The organism is Candidatus Stygibacter australis, assembly GCA_030765845.1.
GTDB lineage: Bacteria > Cloacimonadota > Cloacimonadia > Cloacimonadales > TCS61 > Stygibacter > Stygibacter australis.
Genome location: JAVCDJ010000124.1, coordinates 1 through 21,342, shown reverse-complemented (window position 1 = coordinate 21,342; position 21,342 = coordinate 1). Strand labels below are relative to the sequence as shown.

Here is a 21,342-nt window from a genome sequence, read left to right as displayed (position 1 = left end):
TTATTCAAAACCATTAAAGCAAATCTGCTAATTATTGACAAACAAAATAGCTGAGAATCGATATTCAACTCTACTCTCTCGCCCTTCTATTGGATATATAACACCCCTGTAGAGGAACAACAAAGCACGTACTCACATTAAAATGTCAGTATGTGCTTTGTTGTTCTGGAGGAAGATTTCCATCAGGCCTGTAGAGATAAATTTTGAAAGCGGATAAAGATGGAATTGGTAAAATGAATATATAATATTTTTACTAAAGAAAATAATTTATATCAGTATAAGCGAAAAAGTTTGACATTAAAAGCAGCTAAGTGCAAATTATAGAAGGGTTGTAAATATGGTAATCAGGAATGGATTAGTCGCTTTAAAAGGCGAGGACGAATTAAAAAAAATATCCATCATCGTAGAAGATGGTAAAATCAAAGAGCTTACGGATACAATTCCGGCAGATGATGATATAATCGATGCTGAAGGGCTTTATGTCCTTCCCGGTGGAATAGATGCTCATGTGCATTTTAACACCCCGGGCTTTGAACTGCGTGAGGATTTTTATCATGGAAGCAGTTTTGCTGCAAGTGGAGGAATAACCACTGTTTTTGATATGCCCTGCACGAGTTTGCCTCCAGTTACAAGTCTGGCAAACCTGAAGATTAAGCTGGAAGTGGTTAAACAGCAGTCAGTGGTAGATTATATGTTTTATGGGGGAGTAAATGGTAATGATCTGGGAGATTTCAGAACGAGGATGAGAGAGCTTGCTCCCTATGTGGCAGGATTTAAGTGCTATCTGAAATCGGGTATGGACACCTTTGGCAGTGTGACATATACTGAATTGCGGGAAATATTATTAATGAGCAGGGAGCTGGGTCTTCCGATACTGCTTCATGCAGAGGATGAGGCATATATACTGACAGCAGAGAAAGTGCAGCGCAAGCTGGGTTCAGGTGTGGATAATTATTACAAAAGTCGTCCGGAAGAAGCAGAGATAATTGCCGTAAGTCAGGCAGCAAAACTGGCTGAGGAGACAGGGGGTGATCTGCAGATTGTGCATATCAGCACAGGGGAAGCGGCAAAGGTAGCAGTAAAATATGGGGTTAGTGTGGAAACCTGTCCGCAATATCTGGCCTTTAATCTGGACGATTTTCGAAAGCAGGGAAGCGTATTGAAATTGGCACCGGTAATCAAGCAGGATGAGCAAGAGAATTTGTGGGATCTGGTAGCAGATGGCACGATCAGTTTTGTGACTTCAGATCATGCAGCCAGTAGAATAGAGGATAAGACTACGGGATCAATCTGGAATGATTATGGAGGAATAGCCGGTAGTGGTCTGCTATTGCCTTATCTGTTTTCTGAAGGTTATATGAAAGGTCGAATAGGTTTAAAAAGGTTGCTGGAGATAATTTGTGAAAATCCTGCTAAGCGGTATGGAATAGCGAATATCAAGGGCAGAATAGCTGAGGGATATGACGCAGATCTTGTTTTGATAGATGCCGATAAGGAGTACGTAGTACACGGAGCAGATTTTTTGTCTAAAGGCAGGATGACACCCTTTGAGGGAAAGGTTTTCAAAGGAAAAGTGGTGAAAACAATCAGGCGTGGAGAGATAATATTTGAATTTGATAAAGGAATAACAGCAGAAGCTGGGAGTGGTAAAATGGTGAGAGTGCAAGGAGAAAAAAATGAATTATCTGATTAAGGGTGGTTATGTGATCTATCCCGACGAAGTGGGATATGAAGTTAAGAAGCAGGATCTATATGTGATTGATGGCAAAGTGAAATATACAGCAGGAAATGATAATGTGGACAGGGAAATTGATTGTGAGGGTAAGATAATCATGCCAGGATTAGTAAATGCTCATCATCACATATATTCTACACTATCCAAAGGCATACCCTGCAAAGTGCCATTTGGTGATTTTCTGGGAAATCTTAAGAATTTGTGGTGGACATTGGATAGAGCACTTGATAAGGAAAGTGTACAGCTTTCCACAGTACTTACAATGGAAGACTGCCTGAAGCAGGGTGTAACTACGATATTTGATCATCATATATCTGCTTCCTATATCAGTGGATCATTGGATCTGATGGCAGAAGTTTTTGAATCTTATGGTATTCAAGGTGTGCTGGCATTTGAGATGAGCGACCGGAATGGCAAGGAGGTTTTTGAGGAATCGTTAAGAGAGAATCTGGAATTTACCCGAAAACATAAGGACAGTTCTGTGCAGGGAATGCTGGGGATGCATGCTTCTTTTACACTCAGCGATGAAAGCTTGCAAAAAATTGCTGAAAGTTCAGATGATCTACCAATCCATATACATGTATCTGAGGATATTCTTGATATGAGAGAAACAATGGATAAATATAATCTATTTATAATTGAGCGATTAAAAAAACACGGATTACTGAGAAAGAATTCACTGCTGGTACATTGCAGTAATCTGACTAAAACTGATTGGAAGAAATTGCATGACGAAGATATATGGATAGTTCAGGCAGTGGATTCAAATCAGAATAACGGTCTGAATGTGGCAAATATCCATGATCTTACTGTCAGGGAGATCAGAGTGACAGTGGGTACAGACGGGATGAGTTCAAATATTATGAAATCATATAAAAATTCCTATATTTTCTGCAAATATCAAAATGGTAGTGCTGATGAAGGTTATTCTGAGATGAATGGTCTTCTAAAGAATTCTTATGCATTGAAGCAGGCATATGGTTATGATCTGGGGATTATGGAAGATGATGCAGCAGACCTGGCAATCTTTGATTATATTCCTGCTACACCGTTTGACAGTGATAGTTTTCTGGGTCATTTTATTTTTGGGATCACAGAATCCCGAGCTCAATATGTGATAAAAGGTGACAATATACTGCTGGATAATTATCAGGTTACTTTGGATCCCTACGCAGATTTGAAGGAGCGTAGTGGAGAAATATCGAAGGGATTATTTGAAAGATTTATAGAATTGAAGGAGAAAAACTGATGAGTATGGTGATGAAACCAGTCGTTTTCGGGGATTTGTTGAACTGGATATGCAGCGAATATGAAAAACAGAGAAGCATTTTTGGGATAAATGATGCCAGTTTTTTCCGTAATCGGGGAAAGAATCACTTTAGTTCAGGGGGACATGATTATGAGACTATATTAGGACCAGCAGCAGGACCTCATACGCAGTGTGCTCAAAATATAATTTCAGCATATTTGACCGGTTCAAGATTTTTTGAACTGAAAACAGTGCAGATCCTGGATGAACTTGATATAGAAAAGCCCTGTATAGAAGCAGAATATGAAGGTTATAATACAGAGTGGAGCACAGAATTGAGCGTAGAAGAGGCATATCAGGAATATGTGAAAGCCTGGGTTATAATGCACTTTTTGAGGGATTTTCTGGAATTATCTGAACAGGATGAAGGTTTCATCTTTAATATGAGTGTGGGCTATGATCTAAAGGGGATCAAGTCTCCCAAAATTGATAAATTTATCAATAACCTGGTTGATGCAGGTAATGAGTCATATTTCAATCAATGCGTGCGGGAGCTGAGAGACTTTGTCAGTAAACGACTAGACATGGAAAAATGGAGTGATAAGATTATAAATATACCTTCACAAATCTCAAATTCAATAACGCTATCGACGATGCATGGCTGTCCTCCAGAAGATCAGGAAGCAATTTGCCGATATTTGCTGGGAGAAAAGAAACTGCATACATTTCTGAAATTGAATCCAACTTTACTAGGATATGAATATGTGCATGAAACAATGCAGAAATTGGGGTTTAATCTGGAATTGAAGCCAGATACTTTTGCGCATGATCTGCAATATGGGGCAGCAAAAGAAATTGTGTCTGCTCTTATGGCCTACGCAGAGAAGCAGGACAGGATGTTTGGAGTAAAGCTCTCAAACACTTTGCCAGTAAAGAATCTTAAGCAGGTTTTACCAGGAAACGAAATGTATATGAGCGGGAAAGCACTTTTTCCATTAACTATCAATCTGGCACACAAACTACATCTGGATTTTGGTCAGAAGTTAAATATTTCTTATTGTGGAGGAGCAGAATTTGAGAATATCAAGGATATTGCTGCAAGTGGTATTAGACCCGTAACAATGGCTACAAATCTACTGAAACCGGGGGGATATAAAAGAATAGCTCAATTGTGTGAAATTCTCAATGACAGTTCTTTACCGGAGCAGATAGATCAACAAGTGCTGTCAGAACTCGCTGATCGTGCCGTAAACAAGGATTATGGATATGGTAAGTTCAACGTCAGTGTAAAGAATAATAATAAGTTACCTATTTATGACTGTGCGGGAGCTGGCTGTCAGAAAGGTTGCCCAATCGAGCAAGATATTCCAGAATATATCAGACTGGTTGCGGAAGAAAAATATGCTGAAGCATTGCAGGTTATTCACTTAAGAAATGCTCTGCCCCATATTACTGGTTATATATGTGAACAGCCCTGTCAAACAAAATGCGTGCGTGTGGATTATGAATATCCGTTATCAATCAGAGAAATAAAAAAGGAAGCAGCAGCGGAAGGATATTATGAATATCTTGAGAGCTTAACAGCCAGTGAAATTAATGGAGCAAGCGTGGCGATAATCGGAGCGGGGCCAGCAGGACTTTCGGCAGCATTATATTTACGAAGACAGGGAATGCAGGTGAAAATATATGAAAAGGAGTCATCTGCCGGGGGATTGGTAAGACAGGTGATACCTGGTTTCAGGCTACCGGAAGAAGTGATTGATAAAGATCTGGAAATGCTCATACGTTGTGGTGTGGAAATCATTTATAATTCAAAGGTGGGGGTCGACGAATTGCTCTCAGCTGGAAATAAATATGTGATATTAGCAATTGGAGCAGGAAAGAGCAGGAATTTGAAACTGAAGGGTGATAATGATAAAGTTTTCCATGCTCTGGAATTTTTGCGGAAAAATAAACGAAATGAGTTTCCCATGAAGGAAATTCAGAATATTGTAGTTACAGGTGGAGGTAATTCTGCCATGGATAGTGCCCGGGCAGCAATCAGGCGCGGTGGAGTGAAAAATGTGAGCCTGGTTTATCGCAGAACAGAAGCTGAGATGCCGGCAGATAAAGAAGAATTTGAAAATGCTTTGAAAGATGGAGTGGAATTCAGAGAACTATTACAGCCAGTGGCATATAAAAATGGAGAATTGATCTGTCAGCCGATGAAATTGGGTGAGATCGATAATTCTGGACGCAGGCAGGCAATACCTGCTGCTGAGCCGGTGGTTCTGATTCCTGCTGATCTGGTGATTTCCGCAATTGGTGAAATTGTTGATCAGGATTATTTGAAGGCTAATCATATTGACGCCAAAAATGAATGTGTAACAAATCTCAAAAATGTGTATATAGCTGGAGATGCCAGGCGAGGGCCTTCTTCGGTGGTTCAGTCAATGGCAGATGGGATTGAAGCTGCTGAGCAGATTTTGAAGAAAGAAAAGATAGAATATAAGACTGATCAAGTGGAAAAATCTTACCTGGAAATTGAAAGCGAGATATATAAATTACATAAAGAGAAAGGAAAGATAAAACCAGTAGCTGATGATATCAAGCTGGAAACAGAGCGCTGCTTGAAATGCGATTATCTGTGCAATAAATGCGTGGAAGTATGTCCCAATCGGGCTAATGTGGCTATCAGGGTGAATTCAACTCGATTGTTAGATCATTTTCAGATCATCCATTTAGATAAATTATGTAATGAATGCGGAAATTGTGAGACCTTCTGCCCCTATCAGGGGAAGCCTTATAAAGATAAATTCAATCTATTCAGTTCAGCAGAAGATTTTGCCGAAAGCAATAATAATGGGGTGTATTTCAGCGGTGATAATCAAGGTCTTGTACGTTATTTTGAAGTAGAAGGTGAGTTTATTGATGAGGATGGATTTATGGTGAAAGATAAAACAGGGAAAGAGGTGTTCATCTCTCCCGAAACCGTGGAAGTGATCAAATCAATTAATGAAAAATATGGATATCTAATTAAATTATAGAAGGGACATTATATGGATTACAAGGCAATAAAAAATCTGGCAGAAAGTTATACAAAAGAAACTGCAAAACTCTTGAGCAGGATGATCCAGACACCATCATTTTCGGGTAAAGAAGCTGATATGGTAAAACTTCTGAAGCGTGAAATGGAAGACCATGGATTTGATGATGTGCGGATTGACGGATTAGGCAGTGTTATTGGTAAAATAGGAAACGGTAAGAGAATTATAGCTTTTGATGCTCATATAGATACCGTGTATCCCGGAGATACAGCAGACTGGAATTTTCCACCTCATTCAGGAATGATTGATAAGGATCGGGTATGGGGACGTGGTAGCTCAGATCAGTTAGGCGGCATGGCAGCCATGCTGACAGCTGGGAAGATCATCAGGAAACTGGGTTTGAATAAAGAATTTACAATTTTGTTTACCGGTACTGTGATGGAGGAAGATTGTGATGGAATTGCCTGGGAATATCTGATTGAGGAAGAAGGTATCAAGCCTGAGCTGGTAGTAAGCACTGAGCCCACGAGTTTGAATATATATCGTGGTCATAGAGGCAGAATGGAGATAGAAGTAGAAGTGAAAGGCGTTTCCTGCCATGGTTCAGCACCTGAGCGGGGAGTTAATGCTATTTATAAAATGGCATCTATCGTGAAAGAAATCGAAAAATTACCTGCCGAACTAAAAGATGATGATTTCCTGGGTAAAGGAACAATTACCACTACGATATTCAAATCAGATTCAGCCAGCCAGTGTTCTGTACCTGACCGGGCAAGAATTCTGCTGGATAGAAGGCTTACTGTGGGTGAAAATAAAGAAAGCTCTGTGGCAGAAGTGCGAGCCTGTTGTGATCGGGCAGGGATCAGTGATGCTGAGATAACGGTTCCCCTATACGAGGAAAAAGCATATACTGGTAAAATATATCCAGTAGAGAAATATTTTCCAACCTGGGTATTACCCAAAGATTCCCTATGGCTGAAAAGTGCGGAAGAGGCTTATATTAATTTATTCGATAAAGCTCCCAAAATAGATAAATGGACTTTCAGCACTAATTGTGTGTTCATTATGGGCAAGCATCCTGAGATCAAATGTCTGGGACTGGGTCCTGGAGATGAAGATCAGGCACATGCCGTAAATGAGAGTGTGAAGATCAGTGACCTTTGGCAGGCAGCAGCATTTTATGCTGGACTGGTTGCGAAACTTAATGAGGGATAGAAGTATGAAGATAATCCATGATGAAATAAATATGCTGAAAGATCTGACAACTGATATGTATGGTAAAAACTTCCTTTTAACCTGGGAAAAATCACTGGAAGAGATCAAAGCAACTGTTTTGACCACTAAGATTTTACAATTGCTCTTTGAAAATAATATATCAGCAAAAATATTTGAGTCAGGGCTGGCAGTATCTAATTTCCGTGATAATTCCACGCGCACACGGTTTAGCTTTGCATCTGCAGCAAATCTGCTGGGTCTTAGCGTGCAAGATCTGGAAGAGAGCAAATCTCAAATTGCTCATGGTGAAACTGTACGTGAAACTGCTAATATGATCTCATTTCTAACTGAGGTTATAGGCATCCGGGATGACATGTATCCTGGTCTGGGAGACAGCTATCAAAGAGAGGTTGCAAAAGCAGTGCAATATGGATATGATAATGGTATATTAGCATCAAAACCCGTTATAGTAAACCTGCAGAGTGACCTTGATCATCCTACTCAGTCTCTTGCGGACCTGTCAAAACTGGTAGATTATTTTGGTGGTATAGATAAACTAAAAGGCAAAAAGATTGCTGTGAGTTGGGCATATTCACCAAGCTATGGCAAACCATTATCTGTACCACAGGGATTGATCGCCTTGATGAGCAGGCTGGGAATGAAGATTAATCTGGCGTACCCCAAAGGTTATGAATTATTACCCGAAATTGAAGAACTGGCAAGGAAAAATACAATTAAAAGCGGGGGAGAATTCATGATCTGCGATAATATGGAGCAGGCATTCGAAGGAGCAGATATAGTATACCCCAAATCCTGGGCACCTTTGAGTATTATGCGAACCCGTACAGAACTGATGCAGAACAAGGATTTTAAGGGTTTAGATGAGCTCGAAAAGAAATGCCTGATCATGAATGCCGAACATATGGATTGGGAATGCAATCAGAAAAAAATGGGACTTACCCGTGATGGTAAGGCATTATATATGCACTGCCTCCCTGCCGATATTACCGGGGTCAGTTGTGAACACGGGGAAGTATCGGCTGAAATATTTGATAAATATATGGTGGACACATATCAGCAGGCAGGGTATAAGCCTTTTGTGATAGCAGCCATGATACTGTTGGCAAAAACCCGTAAACCTGTTGATGCCTTGCAGCAGCTTCTGCAAAATGGAAGCTTGCGTAAAAAGTATTAAAAATAAATTTGAGAGGATAAAATGAATAAAGACAAAGAAGCAGTACTGAAAAATACTGTCCAAAGATGTATTGAAAAGAATATTATCATTCCCACTTATGCTCAGATGCGTAACCCTGAACTTGTGCCGGATAAAATTAAAGAAGAATTAAAGCATATTGGCTTATGGGATTTGCATCCCTATAACCTTTTTCGCCTTACCTGGAAAAATGAGCCAGTAGAAACCGGTGGTGGTTTTGGTAAAGTCAACTATATTGAATTGCCCTATGAATTGACAGGTGTAAAAGCCCGGATAGTAGTATTGATCGGTAAATACTTCCCTACAGGTTCTCACAAAGTGGGAGCGACTTTTGGCCCGCTGGTGGAAAAACTGGTGGCTGGTGATTTTGATCCCACTACCCAGAAAGCTTTATGGCCCTCCACAGGCAACTACTGTCGAGGAGGAGCTTATGATTCCTATCTGCTGGGCTGTCATTCGATTGCAGTACTACCGGAGGAGATGAGTCAGGAACGCTTTGACTGGCTGCATGAAGTGGGAGCTGAGGTTTTTGCCACTCCAGGCTGTGAAAGCAATGTGAAAGAAATATATGATAAGGCAAAAGAACTTTGCCATGATCGGGGAAATAAAATAGTTAATTTGAACCAGTTCAGTGAAATTGGGAATCCTCTCTGGCATTATGCAGTAACAGGACCTGCCATGGAGGAAGTGTTTAATGAAATAAAAACCGAAGAAAGCAGATTCAGTTCCGTATTTTTAACGCAGGGTTCAGGAGGAACACTGGGATCAGCAGAATATCTGCGTACAAAATTCCCCCGGATAATAGTTGGTGCAGGTGAAGCCTTGCAGTGCCCCACATTATTGTATAATGGTTATGGGGGACACAGGATAGAAGGTATTGGCGATAAACATGTTCCCTGGATCATGAATGTGCGTAATATCGATCTGGTGATAGCTATTGATGATAATCCTAATATTGACCTGATGAGATTATTTAATGAAGATAAGGGGCATGAATACCTGCAAAATAAAGGCGTGGCATCTGAGATGATCAAAAAGCTGGAATTATTAGGTATTTCTTCTATTGCCAATATCATGGGGGCTATCAAGACTGCTAAATATTATGAAATGAATGAGAATGATATAATATTTACCGTGGCAACAGACAGCATGGAAATGTATGGATCTCGTTTAATAGAAAGCAGAGAAAAGCAGGGAGAATATTCTCTTACTCAGGCAGCAATAGATTATAATGCGGCATTGATGGGATTAAGTATAGATAATATGCTGGAGCTTTCTTATTATGACCGCAGAAGAATGCACAATCTGAAATATTTTACCTGGATAGAACAGCAGGGCAAAGATGTTGAAGAGCTTAATGCCCAGTGGTATGATGAGCATTACTGGGAGAGACAATTCAATAAAGTATTTGAATGGGATGAAAGGATAAATGAATTCAATGCCCGGACGGGTTTATTAGAAAAGCTGAAATAGGAATGTAAATGCAAAGTGGATCAACTGATAAGATCATTTTTGAGTGCGTAAATTGTGGCAGGCACTATTCTGTAACTGAAGTGGAATATCTGTGCCCTGCCTGCAGCGCTCAAAATACTACTGATCAGCCACCAGAAGGAGTATTGAAGACTATATATGATTATGAAATCTTAAAAAATCAATACGGAACAGAGCTGCATAACCATCTGGAAAAAACCGGTTTTATTGATCTATTACCAATTAATTCAAGGCAATCATTATCATATTTGAAAGTCGGCAACACTCCACTCTATGAGATAAATATCCCTGAAAATAGACAGCCGCCACATAAACTTCTCTTTAAAGATGATAGCCAGAATCCTACTTTTTCTTACAAGGATAGAGCTTCAAATCTGGTCTCTGCTGTAGCAAAGGAGAGAGGTATCAATACAATTATTGCTGCTTCCACTGGTAATGCAGGTTCTTCTCTGGCAGGAATTGGTGCTGCTCAAGGTCAGAAGATAATCATATTAGTTCCAGAGAAAGCGCCAATTGCCAAACTGGTTCAGATAGCAATGTACGGAGCAGAGATTATTCCCGTAAGTGGCAGCTATGATGATGCTTTTGATCTTTCTGTGCAGGCTACTGCAGAACTGGGTATCTATAATAGAAATACTGCTTATAACCCCTTTACTATTGAAGGGAAAAAAACTGCTGCTTATGAGATTTACAGTCAAATGGGAAAAACGCTTCCTGACAGGGTATTTATACCTGTAGGTGATGGATGTATTATTGCCGGGATATATAAGGGTTTTGAAGACCTGCTTAAAACGGGTATAATCAATCATATCCCGGAGATCATCTCAGTGAGGGCAGAAAATCCTGAAACAATAGCAGACTCCATTTCAGTTAAAATCCCACGTAATTATTATATGTCGAAGCAATTTCTGGAAAAATACAAAGGGAAATCAATCAAGGTATCAGATCACTCCATCCTCCATGCAGGCAGTATATTAGCTGCAAGATTTGGACTTTTTGCCGAACCCGCAGCAGCGGCAGCTTATGCCGGATATTTAAGTTATATGGAAGAATATCAGTTAGAAAAAAACAGCCGGAATGTGGTATTACTGACCGGCTCTGGATTAAAAGACATCAAGGCAGTATCAGCTCTGATCAAAATTCCGGAATCGATTGAGCCCGATCTGGCGTCATTAAGAAAGAAATTATCCCGATACATTTGAGGAGGGAAATATATGAAATCTAAACCAAGAAAAGATGGTCTGGCAAAAATTATCGGGAAATGCCGTTTTCTGGATGATTATTCCCTGGAAGATATGCTGCATGGTTATTTGCTCTATGCCACAATAGACAAAGGAAAGATCAAAAATATATCTTATCCCCAGGATTATGACCTGAAGGAATTTACTATTGTGCAGGCATCAGATATTCCAGGGGAGAATATAGTTCCTGAGCCGGTATCAGACCAACCCTTTATGACCAAAGGAGAGGTGCTGCACTATGGTCAGGTGATCATGGGAATAGCACATCCTGAATTGAAAACACTTATGAGTTTCATTTCTGCCATCAAAATTGAGTACGAAGAGGAAATGGCAATTACTGACGTAGATACTTGCCTCGATGATAAGGCATTTCAGTTTGGCGAGTGCATGCACATAAGTCACAAGGATGGTGCTAAAGTTGATCCTGAGCATCTGAAACACATTGAAGAGGTGTTTTATACCCAGCACCAGGAGCAGGCTTATCTGGAACCACAAGGGATGCTGGCAGAATATGATCAAAAGAACAGCAAGATAAAGATCACTGGTACCATGCAATGCCCATTTTTCGTGGAAGAAGCAGTGAAAGTGATCATGGGGAATGCTGTAGAAAAAGTGATCGTGGAAACATCTGAAGGGATTGGTGGAGCATTTGGCGGAAAGGAAGATTTCCCTAATCTGCTGGCTGGGATTACAGCTCTGCTTGCCTATAAAGCCCACAAACCAGTGAAGATAAAACTTGAGCGAGCCGATGATCTGCTGATAACCACAAAAAGACACCCATCACGGGTGGCAATTGTCTCCTATACAGATGTCCAGACAGGTAAAATAAAAGCTGTAAATATCAATTATCGCTTAGATGCGGGAGCATATCAAACCCTGTCACCTGTAGTGTTACATCGTGGGATTCTCCATGCCGGTGGAGGTTATAACCTGCCACGCTGCGAGATCAGCGGTTTTCTGCAACAAAGCAATACTCCACCCAATGGAGCTTTTAGAGGATTTGGTGCTCCTCAGGCAATATTTGCCATTGAATCTCATCTTGATAATATTGCCAGAGCAATAGGTAAATCTCCGCTGGAAATGCGTGAAATTAATCTTCTGAGAAAAAATGACAAAATGCCTTCAGGACAGGTAGTTAAAGAAGATCATCTCCATGAATGTATGCAGCGAATACTGGAGATTTCTGATTATGCTAATAAACACAGACAGTTTGAGCAATATAACAAGGATCATAAAGATAAAAAAGGGATTGGACTTGTAATGGCCCTGCATGGTGGCGGATACACCGGTAATGGTGAAAAGGACTTGCAGTCCAAAGTAAAAATGCGGTTGGATAAGAATGCTAATGTCCAGATATTTGTGGCCAATGTGGAGATGGGACAGGGGGCTCATACAACGCTTGCTCAGATGGTAAATGAAGAATTTAATATCCCTCTGGAAAAGGTAAATGTTCAAATTCCCAATACTGGAAAAACCCCTAACAGCGGACCTACTGTAGCTTCCAGGACAATTTATATTGTGGGAAGCTTACTGCAAAAACTTGCTGCAAAGATTAAGTATGAATTGAAATGTGATGATCTGGCGGGTTATATCCAGGATCATCAGGAACTATTCCCCAAAGACTACGAACTCAGCTTTAAGCCAGACCCCAATGATGATTTTGATGATAAAACCAATCAGGGTACTGCTTATCATGATTTTTCCTGGGCTGCCTGCGTAGTGGAAATTGATTATGATCCCCTGCAATATAAAGCGAAAGTGACAAAATGCTGGAATGTGCTTGACATCGGCAGAGTTATCAATCACGATATTGCTCTGGGTCAGGTTTATGGTGGCGTTACCCAGGCTTTGGGCTGGGCACTTACAGAGAATATCTATAAAAAGGGTTATCCCCGAACTCGTGGTTTCACAGATTACACTTTACCCACTACTGAGGATATGCCTGAGATGATAGTGGAATTTATCCATACGGATTCTGCAGTGGCAAAGGGATTAGGAGAAATCCCCATGGATTATCCTGCTCCCGCTGTTCGCAATGCTCTTATCCAGGCAGCAGGAGTTATCATTAATGACCTGCCACTCACACCTGAGCGTATTTATCAAGAGATCAACAGGAGTTCATTATGAAAATAAACTTCTATCTTAATGGCAAAGAAACCAGTATTGATACTGATCCCATGCGACGTCTTTTAGATGTGCTCAGGGAAGACTATAAACTGACTTCTGTAAAAGAATCCTGCGGTGAAGGAGAGTGCGGAGCCTGCACAGTGCTTTTAAATGATATTCCTGTAACCAGTTGCCTGATAAATATCATTCAGGTAGATGGTGGCAGCGTGATCACTGCTGAAGGAATTTCCGAAACACCACTCGGTAAACTGATAGCAGATTGCTATCAGGAAACAAATGCAGTACAGTGCGGTTTTTGTTTCCCGGGTTTTCTGGTAACCTCCTATCATTATCTGGCCAATAATCCTGATCTTGATGAAGATAAGATCAAATGGGCATTATCAGGTAATATCTGCCGTTGCACAGGTTATCGTAAGATCATTGATGCGGTGCAGCTAGTCTGCCGGAAATTAGCTGATCAGGAGCTGAACCATGAAAGTATATAAACCAGAAAACTTGTCGGAGGTCTTAAATCTATTATCTGAGCTTCCGGATAAGAAACTGCTGCTGGCTGGAGGCTCTGATCTGAATATTCTCATTAAACTGGGTAAGATATCAGATGAAGCGATAATATTTATCAACCATTTACCGGAACTGCATGGTGTGGATATGTGCAGCACAAAATTGATCATAGGTGCCACAACTACGATCAGCGAAATTTCCAGCTCAGCAATTATTAAAGAGTATTGCCCATACCTATCTGATTCGCTGATTGATTTTGCTTCACCACCTATAGCGAATTTTGCCACTCTTGCCGGAAATATTGCTAATTCATCACCAACTGCAGACACTGTACCACTACTGCTGGTATTGGAAGCCAAATTGGTATTGAAATCAATAACTACCACCCGGACAGTACCCTTATCTGAATTTTATACCGGATATAAAAAAACCGTGCTCCGAGATGATGAACTGATAATTGCCATTGAAATTCCCTTGAATTTCGCCTGCAAATATCAGCCGCAATACATCAAGATTGGCTCCCGCACTGCTCTTACAATCGCCAAAGTCGCTCTTGCCTTTGTGAAATATGAAGATAATTTCAAAATTGCTGCCGGTAGTTTGAATGAATATCCTCGACGTTTATACAACGTTGAAGAATATATCACCTTACATTCTCAAGATCTAAATGATACTGATCTGATGAATGCCTTAAAAAAGGATGTTACGCCCATAAGTGATTTCCGCTCGGACAAAGAATATCGCCTGCAGGTGTGCTTTAATTACCTGCAGAAATTTATTGAATCTGCTAATACTGATTAAAACTGGATGTGAAAATGAACCTGATAGGAAAAGAAGTTACCCGTATTGACGGTGATCAAAAGGTTACCGGTAAAGCCATTTATGGTAATGATATCAAATTAAATGACATGCTCTATGCTGCCTGCAAATACACAGATATTGTCACTGGCAAAATAATTTCCATAGATACCTCTGCCGCGGAAAAGATACCGGGTGTGAAGACAATTGCTCTCTACAAAGATATACCCGGAGCGCAAAAGGTAGGACCAATCCGGCAGGATTATCTGCCAATTGTGAATGATGAGGTATTCTTCACTGGAGATGTGATAGCAGTGGTTGCTGCAGAAAGCCGGGAAGCTGCCTTCAAAGCAGCAGATGCCATTAAAGTGGAATATGAGCCATACAAACCCCTCACTGACCCGCGCAAGGCAGTATCTCCCAAAGCACGACTTATTCATCCTGAATATAAATCGAATATTGTTAATCATTATCCACTGCGCAAGGGTAACATCAAAATTGGATTTCAAGTAGCTGATGCAATACTTACCAGAACATATACCACTGGTTTCCAGGAACATGCTTATATAGAACCTGAAACGGTAACGGTGGAACCTGATCACTCAACTGGCGGTTTCAATATCTATGGCTCAATCCAAAATCCTTATACTACCCGTAAAGTGGCAGCAATGTATATGAACCTGCCCTTGAACAGGATAAATGTGATACCATCAGTATTGGGTGGATCTTTTGGTGGTAAAGATGATATTATCAATAATATGGTCTGCCGTGCTGCACTTTTATGCCAGATGACCGGGGAGCCTGTTCAGATGACAAATTCCCGTGAAAATTCTCTGCGTGAAAGTTACAAAAGACATCCATATATCATGAATTACAAAGTCGGCTTCACAAGAGAAGGTAGAATAATAGCCATGAAAATTGACATTCTGGCTGATAGTGGAGCTTATTCGTCTCAGACATTTTTTGTCACCTGGCGTTCAGTAGTTCAAGCTACTGGACCTTATGAAATCCCGCATGTAGAAACCGATATCAGGTCGGTTTATACTAATAATTGTTATACAGCAGCATTCAGGGGATTTGGTTCTCCCCAGATAATTTTTGCTCAGGAATCGCTGATGGATGAAATTGCTGTCCATTGTGAACTCACCCCACTTGAGGTACGACTCATCAATGGCTTCAAGCAGGATAGTATTACTGCCTCCGGGCAGATGTTATCTGAGCATAAAGTTTCGCTGCGGCAGGTTTTGAATACTGCAGTAGAAAAAGCAGATTTCGTTAATAAATGGCAGGCAAACAGAGAATTTATAAAATTACCTCCCCGCTACAGAAAAGGTATCGGGCTGGCATGCAGCTATCGTGGTTGTTCTCTGGGTGCAGAAGGTACTGATGTATCCTCTGCAATTGTATCTATCCAGGCTGACGGCAGTTTGATCATTATCACCGCTGTATCTGAAAATGGACAGGGTCTGCAGACTACTATGTGCCAGATCGCCTGTGAAATATTAGGAGTTCCACTTGCTGATGCCATTTTCCTAGCACCACAAACTTCTACTATTGCTGATGGTGGTCCCACGGTGGCATCACGCGGTACAATTGCCGGTGGAAATGCCATAAATGATGCTGCTCAGAAGCTGAAAGAAGACATCTTTGAGATCATCAAAGCTGAGCTCAAAGTAAAAGCGCTCAAAGATACTATCTGGAAAGAGGGTATGATCTATACAAAGTCAGGCAAAAAACCCAAATCTGCTCTCAGTTTCAAGGAAGCAGTAGAAAAAGCTCTACAGGCTGGGATTAATCTTTCGGCTTACGGCTGGTTCAAAGCTCCTGACGTATCCTGGGAAGAAGAAACCGGTAAAGGAGATGCCTATTTCACCTATGTATATGGTTGTCAAATTGCTGAAGTTACTGTTGATTCCTTTACTGGCAAAATAAGCGTTGATCAGGTTTATGCCGCTCATGATGTGGGTCAAACCATTAATCTTCTGGGAGCTCAGGGCCAAATCTATGGTGGTGTTGTGCAGGGTATGGGATATGCCTGCACAGAAGATTTTAATATTTCCGCCGGAGAAGTGCTGTCTGATAATTTTGATACTTATCTTATTCCCACAATCCAGGATATTCCTAAGATTACTCCCATATTGATAGAGAATCCAGATAAAGCAGGTCCCTTTGGAGCGAAAAGCCTTGGTGAACCCACCTTTGAATTGATCTCTGCTGCCATCAATAACGCTCTTTATAATGCCATGGGCGTAAGCTCTGCTGCTCTGCCATTATCACTTGAACAGGTATTTCTGAATCATAATCTCAAAAAACCTGAACGTCAGAGTATGATAGCCTGCAAAACTGAGTCCAGCTCCAGCCTCTCTGTGATCTCTGCTAAAACTGTAACGCCAACTACACTAAAGCAGGCATTAAAGCTGCTCGCAGATGGTAAGCATAATATTCTGGCTGGAGGTACTGACCTGATGATCAAGATGCGCAATTCAGCAGAAACCCATCAGGTGGTCAATATCAAACCACTCTCAGAACTGCAATACGTCTCGCTGGAAAATGACACCCTCCAGATTGGCAGTACCACAACTTTTGCTGAGATCATCGCTAATCCGCTGGTGAATACGCATTTTCCGGTGCTGGCATCTGCCTGCTCGCAGATAGGTTCTACGCAGATCAGGAATATTGCCACAATTGGCGGGAATATAGTAAATGCTGCTCCCTGTGCAGATAGTATTCCACCCCTCATCTTTTATGATGCTGAGTTGAGCCTTAGTTCTGCCAAAGGCACTCGTACTATTCCCATGAAAGATTTCATCATCAAAAGTTATCATACGGCAATTGAGTCGGATGAGATTCTCACAGCAGTTAATATCCCCCTGCCTCAGCCCCCAAAATCATTCTCGCATTACTTCCAGCTTGGCAGACGCAAAGCGCTTAATATCACCCGGATCAGTATCTGCGCCAGTTTAGAATTTGATCAGGACAAAAAGATCTGTAATTGCCGGATTGTTGCCGGATCGCTTCTCGAAAAACCCGGGCGTCTCCCGGAACTTGAAGAATTTATTATCGGGCGCTGGATTGATGAAAAACTTTATCGTGATTTGAAATACAGGCTTAATAGTATTCTTAACCCCAAAATCGGCAAAAGATGGTCTGCCTCTTACAAAATTCCCGTGTTTGTCAATCTCGTGATAGCTGCCATGGCTGATTTTAAAAAACAATATAGTGAGTATAAAAATGATCAAGCTTAAATTTACTCTTAATAATCTCCCGCAGGAATTAAATGTTCCTGATAATATGAGGCTTTTAGATATTCTGCGTGACGAATTGAATCTTACCGGCACAAAAGAAGGCTGCTCTGTGGGTGAATGTGGTGCCTGCACCGTTTTGATGAATGGTAAGGCTGTCTGCTCTTGTATGATACTCTCCTGTCAGGTGATGGATACTGATATAGAAACTATCGAAAACGCTGAACAGGATAAAATCCTTAAAACTTTGCAGGATAGTTTTTTGAAAACCGGTGCCGTCCAGTGCGGATTTTGCACTCCGGGCATGATCATGAGCGCCAAAGCTTTGCTTCTGGAAAATTTACAACCTTCAGAAGAGCAGATCAAAACCGCCCTGGAAGGTAATCTCTGCCGCTGCACAGGTTACGTTCAGATCATTGAAGCTGTGCAAATGGCTGCTGATATTCTTCACCAGGATAGTTAATGAATCTCACTTCCATTATCTTAGCTGCCGGAAATTCTACCCGCATGGGCACAGATAAAGCTCTTTTGCAGATAGAAGGTATCGCGGTTGTGGATATAATAATAGGCAAACTACAGGAATTTTCCTCAAAGATCATTATTGTCACTGGAGAAAATCATCAGAATCTGCAAGAACATCTTTTTACTCAAAATGTGGAATTCGTCAATAACTCTCAACCTGAACTGGGTATGTTCTCATCTCTCAAATTAGCTCTCAAGGCTGATGCCCTTTCAACTAATTATCTCATTCACCTGATAGATCAGCCATTTATCGCTTTGGATACCTATCAGATCCTGGTCTCGGCTATTGATGATCACCACCAGTTGTTTTTACCAGTGCTTACATCTCAAAATCGAACTGGACATCCTCTGATTATTTCTCCTCAGGTAGGTGGACGCATTCTAAATGCTTCTGTAAGTGATAATCTCAGTATAATTATTAAATCCCTGCCGGAAAGTATCATCAAACGCATTCCAGTCGATGATCCCAATATCCTTGATAATATCAATACTCCTCAGGAATTGAAAGATAAATTAACTGAAACAGGAACTTAAATGGAAACTTCTTTTAATCAGATAATTATCCAGGCAGCAGATAATCTCCAGAAAAATACTCCGTTCGTGATGGCTACTGTACTGGAATCGATAGGTGGAACCCCCTGCCGCAGCGGGTTCAAAATGATAGTATATCCCGACGGTTCTTCAGAAGGTACTGTGGGCGGTGGGCTTATTGAGCATAAAATACGCGCTGCCTGCCTTGAGATATTTACTACTAAAGAAAATAAACTGATGGAATTTGAACTCACAGAAGCAGAAATGGGTATAGGAATGCAATGCGGAGGTAATGCCAAAATATTTCTGGAATATTTTGCTCCTGCCAAAACTATCTATCTTTTTGGTGCCGGACATCTCTGCAAAAGCATTTTGCCCATCCTGAAATCACTCCAGTTTCACCTGGTAGTGATAGATAATAGAGAAGAATATGCCAGCTCAGAAAGACTTCCTCAGGCAGATAATGTTATCTGCCAGGACTACCTCCAGTTTGCCAAAGAATTTCTCCCAGCTCCCCAGGATGCTGTGATCATCTTCACCCATGCTCATTCAAATGATTATGATATCCTCTTAAATATCTGTCAGCGGAATTTAAATCTTACCTATCTGGGCATGATAGCTTCCCATCAAAAAGCTGCCGAAAATCTGCAGCAACTCAAAAATATCGGAATTTCCAACCAGCAACTCCAGAATATCCACACCCCCATCGGCCTGAATATTGCCAAAACCACTACCCAGGAAATTGCCATCAGCATCACAGCAGAATTACTCGCCATCTATAACAAAGTTACAAATATCAAATCCCTCACCGAAGCTCAGAAATTATAAATCCCTCTCATCTAATAATAACAACTGTATAACATCCCAAAACTTGAAAAATATCAAATAACACCCATATTTTTCAAAAATCCCCAAAACCCCCTATTTTCCACCAATTTCACCACCATAATCACCCTTAATCACATAATCAGCAATAATTTACCGCCCTTAAGGAGGAACAACTTAGCACTATCTAACAAAAAAACGTCACTATGTGCTTTGTTGTTCCGGCTTAAAGCTGATTGAAATGCGGGGAGATACGAACGTAAATGGGGAAAATAAATGAAATTATGTCACCTGAAAAAGCGATAGCAGTAAAAAGCTGTCATAACCAAAAACACTCGCCAGGTTATATATAATCTGGCGAGTTTGATTTTTATTATGCGTACCCAAACTTAATTTTAAATTTTGAATTTTCAATTATTCACCCCCTCAATCAATTTAAACCACAGAGTTCACAGAGAAATGTAATATAAGATTATTAAGCAACGAACAAAACTAACAAAACGAACAAATTTTTTAAGACTAGCCAAGTTTTCTTTATACTCTCTAATTTTCTAACCCTCTAACCTTCGCACTTTCGCATCTTCCCACCGTCGTTTTCCCCCAGCTCTGGATTACATTACACACTTAATTTTAAATTTTGAATTTTCAATTATTCACACCATCGCATTTTCACCCCTTCGCCCCTTCGTTTATTCCCCAGCTCTAGATTACATTACATTTAATTTTACATTTTACATTCTTGTCAGCCTATGGCTGATTACATTTTCAATTTTTTCGCCCCTTCACACCCTCTCTTCTTCGGTGATTGCCCGTTGGCATTATCAGAGCCATCAATCGAATCGACATGATAGACAATTCCTTCTAAAGGCACAAATGAACCTGCAAAAAAAAAACAATCACCCAAAACGCTGTCACGATTTTGAACATCTTTAACCTTCTTATATTATTTCATGGTAGTTTCAGCATGAATTCGCATGCTGCTAAAGGTTGGAATGCGATACGCTCTTCTTGCTTTTCTTCTTGCCTATTGTGGGCATGTTTGTTAGGGGCTTTCATAACTTTACATTATTAGTAATCTATAAATGAGAATGACTGCAAAATTTTCTTTAATTTATTCTTAGAATCCTGTTCACTCGCAAAATAAGTCAATGTGATTTCAAATACATAGCCTTCTACCATATGAGTAAAAACACACTTCTCCATAATTTCTCCAACATAATCAAAATAATACCTCATTACGAATTTAGTAAATTTATGACCTGAAATCATTAGTGTATCAAATTCGTTTATTGTAATGTTTTTATAATTAACACTATCATTTTGCATAGAAGTAAGAAAAGATTCCGCATAATTTTCTAAGAATATTTGTAAATTTTTTTCATCTAGTAAATCAAATGAAAACTCTTTTGATAATTCATTAATTGGGGCTGTAATTTTGAAACGGAAGTCACAACCTTCCTGATTACTAATAAAAGCTATGTATCCGTTTACTTCAATTTCACTTAAATCTGTAGGATAATAGAATGATATTCCATTTTTGTTATAATGGATATCATCTGAATATATGTTTGATGCAACAAGCAAAAAAATTGAAAATAAAACAAAATAAATATTTTTCTTTATACT

15 protein-coding genes are annotated in these 21,342 nt (G+C 40.3%); 14 read left to right on the top strand and 1 reads right to left on the bottom strand.

Annotated features, from left to right (window positions below):
• Positions 1 to 337: 337 nt before the first annotated feature.
• Genes RAO94_06415 through RAO94_06350 form a run of 14 tightly spaced genes read left to right on the top strand, consistent with a single transcriptional unit; the run spans position 338 to position 19,719 of the window.
• The gene (locus RAO94_06415) at positions 338 to 1,693 is read left to right on the top strand and encodes an amidohydrolase family protein (protein MDP8321965.1); all 1,356 of its coding nucleotides are present in this window, start codon (positions 338 to 340) and stop codon (positions 1,691 to 1,693) included.
• Positions 1,677 to 2,984, top strand: coding sequence for an amidohydrolase family protein (locus tag RAO94_06410; protein ID MDP8321964.1), 1,308 nt, complete (start codon positions 1,677 to 1,679; stop codon positions 2,982 to 2,984). The genes RAO94_06415 and RAO94_06410 overlap by 17 nt, the downstream gene beginning before the upstream one ends.
• Positions 2,984 to 6,010 (top strand): putative selenate reductase subunit YgfK, encoded by a 3,027-nt coding sequence (gene ygfK, locus RAO94_06405; protein MDP8321963.1) that lies wholly within the window; start codon positions 2,984 to 2,986, stop codon positions 6,008 to 6,010. Before RAO94_06410 ends, ygfK begins: the two co-directional genes overlap by 1 nt.
• 12 nt (positions 6,011 to 6,022) lie before the next feature.
• A complete protein-coding gene (locus RAO94_06400; GenBank protein ID MDP8321962.1) occupies positions 6,023 to 7,225 on the top strand; it encodes a YgeY family selenium metabolism-linked hydrolase in 1,203 nt (400 codons plus the stop codon).
• Between the two features lie 4 nt (positions 7,226 to 7,229).
• Positions 7,230 to 8,420, top strand: coding sequence for a knotted carbamoyltransferase YgeW (ygeW, locus tag RAO94_06395; GenBank protein ID MDP8321961.1), 1,191 nt, complete (start codon positions 7,230 to 7,232; stop codon positions 8,418 to 8,420).
• Between the two features lie 21 nt (positions 8,421 to 8,441).
• Positions 8,442 to 9,911: a pyridoxal-phosphate dependent enzyme gene (locus tag RAO94_06390; protein ID MDP8321960.1), complete on the top strand. Its 1,470-nt coding sequence runs from the start codon at positions 8,442 to 8,444 to the stop codon at positions 9,909 to 9,911.
• An 8-nt stretch (positions 9,912 to 9,919) separates the two neighbouring features.
• Complete coding sequence (locus RAO94_06385; GenBank protein ID MDP8321959.1) at positions 9,920 to 11,131, top strand: pyridoxal-phosphate dependent enzyme; 1,212 nt, start codon at positions 9,920 to 9,922, stop codon at positions 11,129 to 11,131.
• Between the two features lie 12 nt (positions 11,132 to 11,143).
• Positions 11,144 to 13,297 (top strand): xanthine dehydrogenase family protein molybdopterin-binding subunit, encoded by a 2,154-nt coding sequence (locus RAO94_06380; protein MDP8321958.1) that lies wholly within the window; start codon positions 11,144 to 11,146, stop codon positions 13,295 to 13,297.
• On the top strand, positions 13,294 to 13,782 hold the full coding sequence (locus tag RAO94_06375) for a (2Fe-2S)-binding protein (protein ID MDP8321957.1): 489 nt from the start codon (positions 13,294 to 13,296) through the stop codon (positions 13,780 to 13,782). Before RAO94_06380 ends, RAO94_06375 begins: the two co-directional genes overlap by 4 nt.
• Positions 13,769 to 14,599 (top strand): FAD binding domain-containing protein, encoded by an 831-nt coding sequence (locus RAO94_06370; protein ID MDP8321956.1) that lies wholly within the window; start codon positions 13,769 to 13,771, stop codon positions 14,597 to 14,599. Before RAO94_06375 ends, RAO94_06370 begins: the two co-directional genes overlap by 14 nt.
• 14 nt (positions 14,600 to 14,613) lie before the next feature.
• A complete protein-coding gene (locus RAO94_06365; GenBank protein ID MDP8321955.1) occupies positions 14,614 to 17,841 on the top strand; it encodes a molybdopterin-dependent oxidoreductase in 3,228 nt (1,075 codons plus the stop codon).
• Positions 17,828 to 18,301, top strand: a complete 474-nt coding sequence (locus RAO94_06360; protein MDP8321954.1) for a (2Fe-2S)-binding protein — start codon at positions 17,828 to 17,830, stop codon at positions 18,299 to 18,301. The genes RAO94_06365 and RAO94_06360 overlap by 14 nt, the downstream gene beginning before the upstream one ends.
• Positions 18,301 to 18,894, top strand: coding sequence for a nucleotidyltransferase family protein (locus RAO94_06355; GenBank protein MDP8321953.1), 594 nt, complete (start codon positions 18,301 to 18,303; stop codon positions 18,892 to 18,894). Before RAO94_06360 ends, RAO94_06355 begins: the two co-directional genes overlap by 1 nt.
• Complete coding sequence (locus RAO94_06350; GenBank protein ID MDP8321952.1) at positions 18,895 to 19,719, top strand: XdhC/CoxI family protein; 825 nt, start codon at positions 18,895 to 18,897, stop codon at positions 19,717 to 19,719.
• 1,065 nt (positions 19,720 to 20,784) lie between these two features.
• On the opposite strand, the gene RAO94_06345 is transcribed toward RAO94_06350, so the two are convergent.
• Positions 20,785 to 21,342, bottom strand: a 558-nt coding sequence (locus RAO94_06345; protein MDP8321951.1) for a hypothetical protein, incomplete at its 5' end; no start/stop codon positions are given.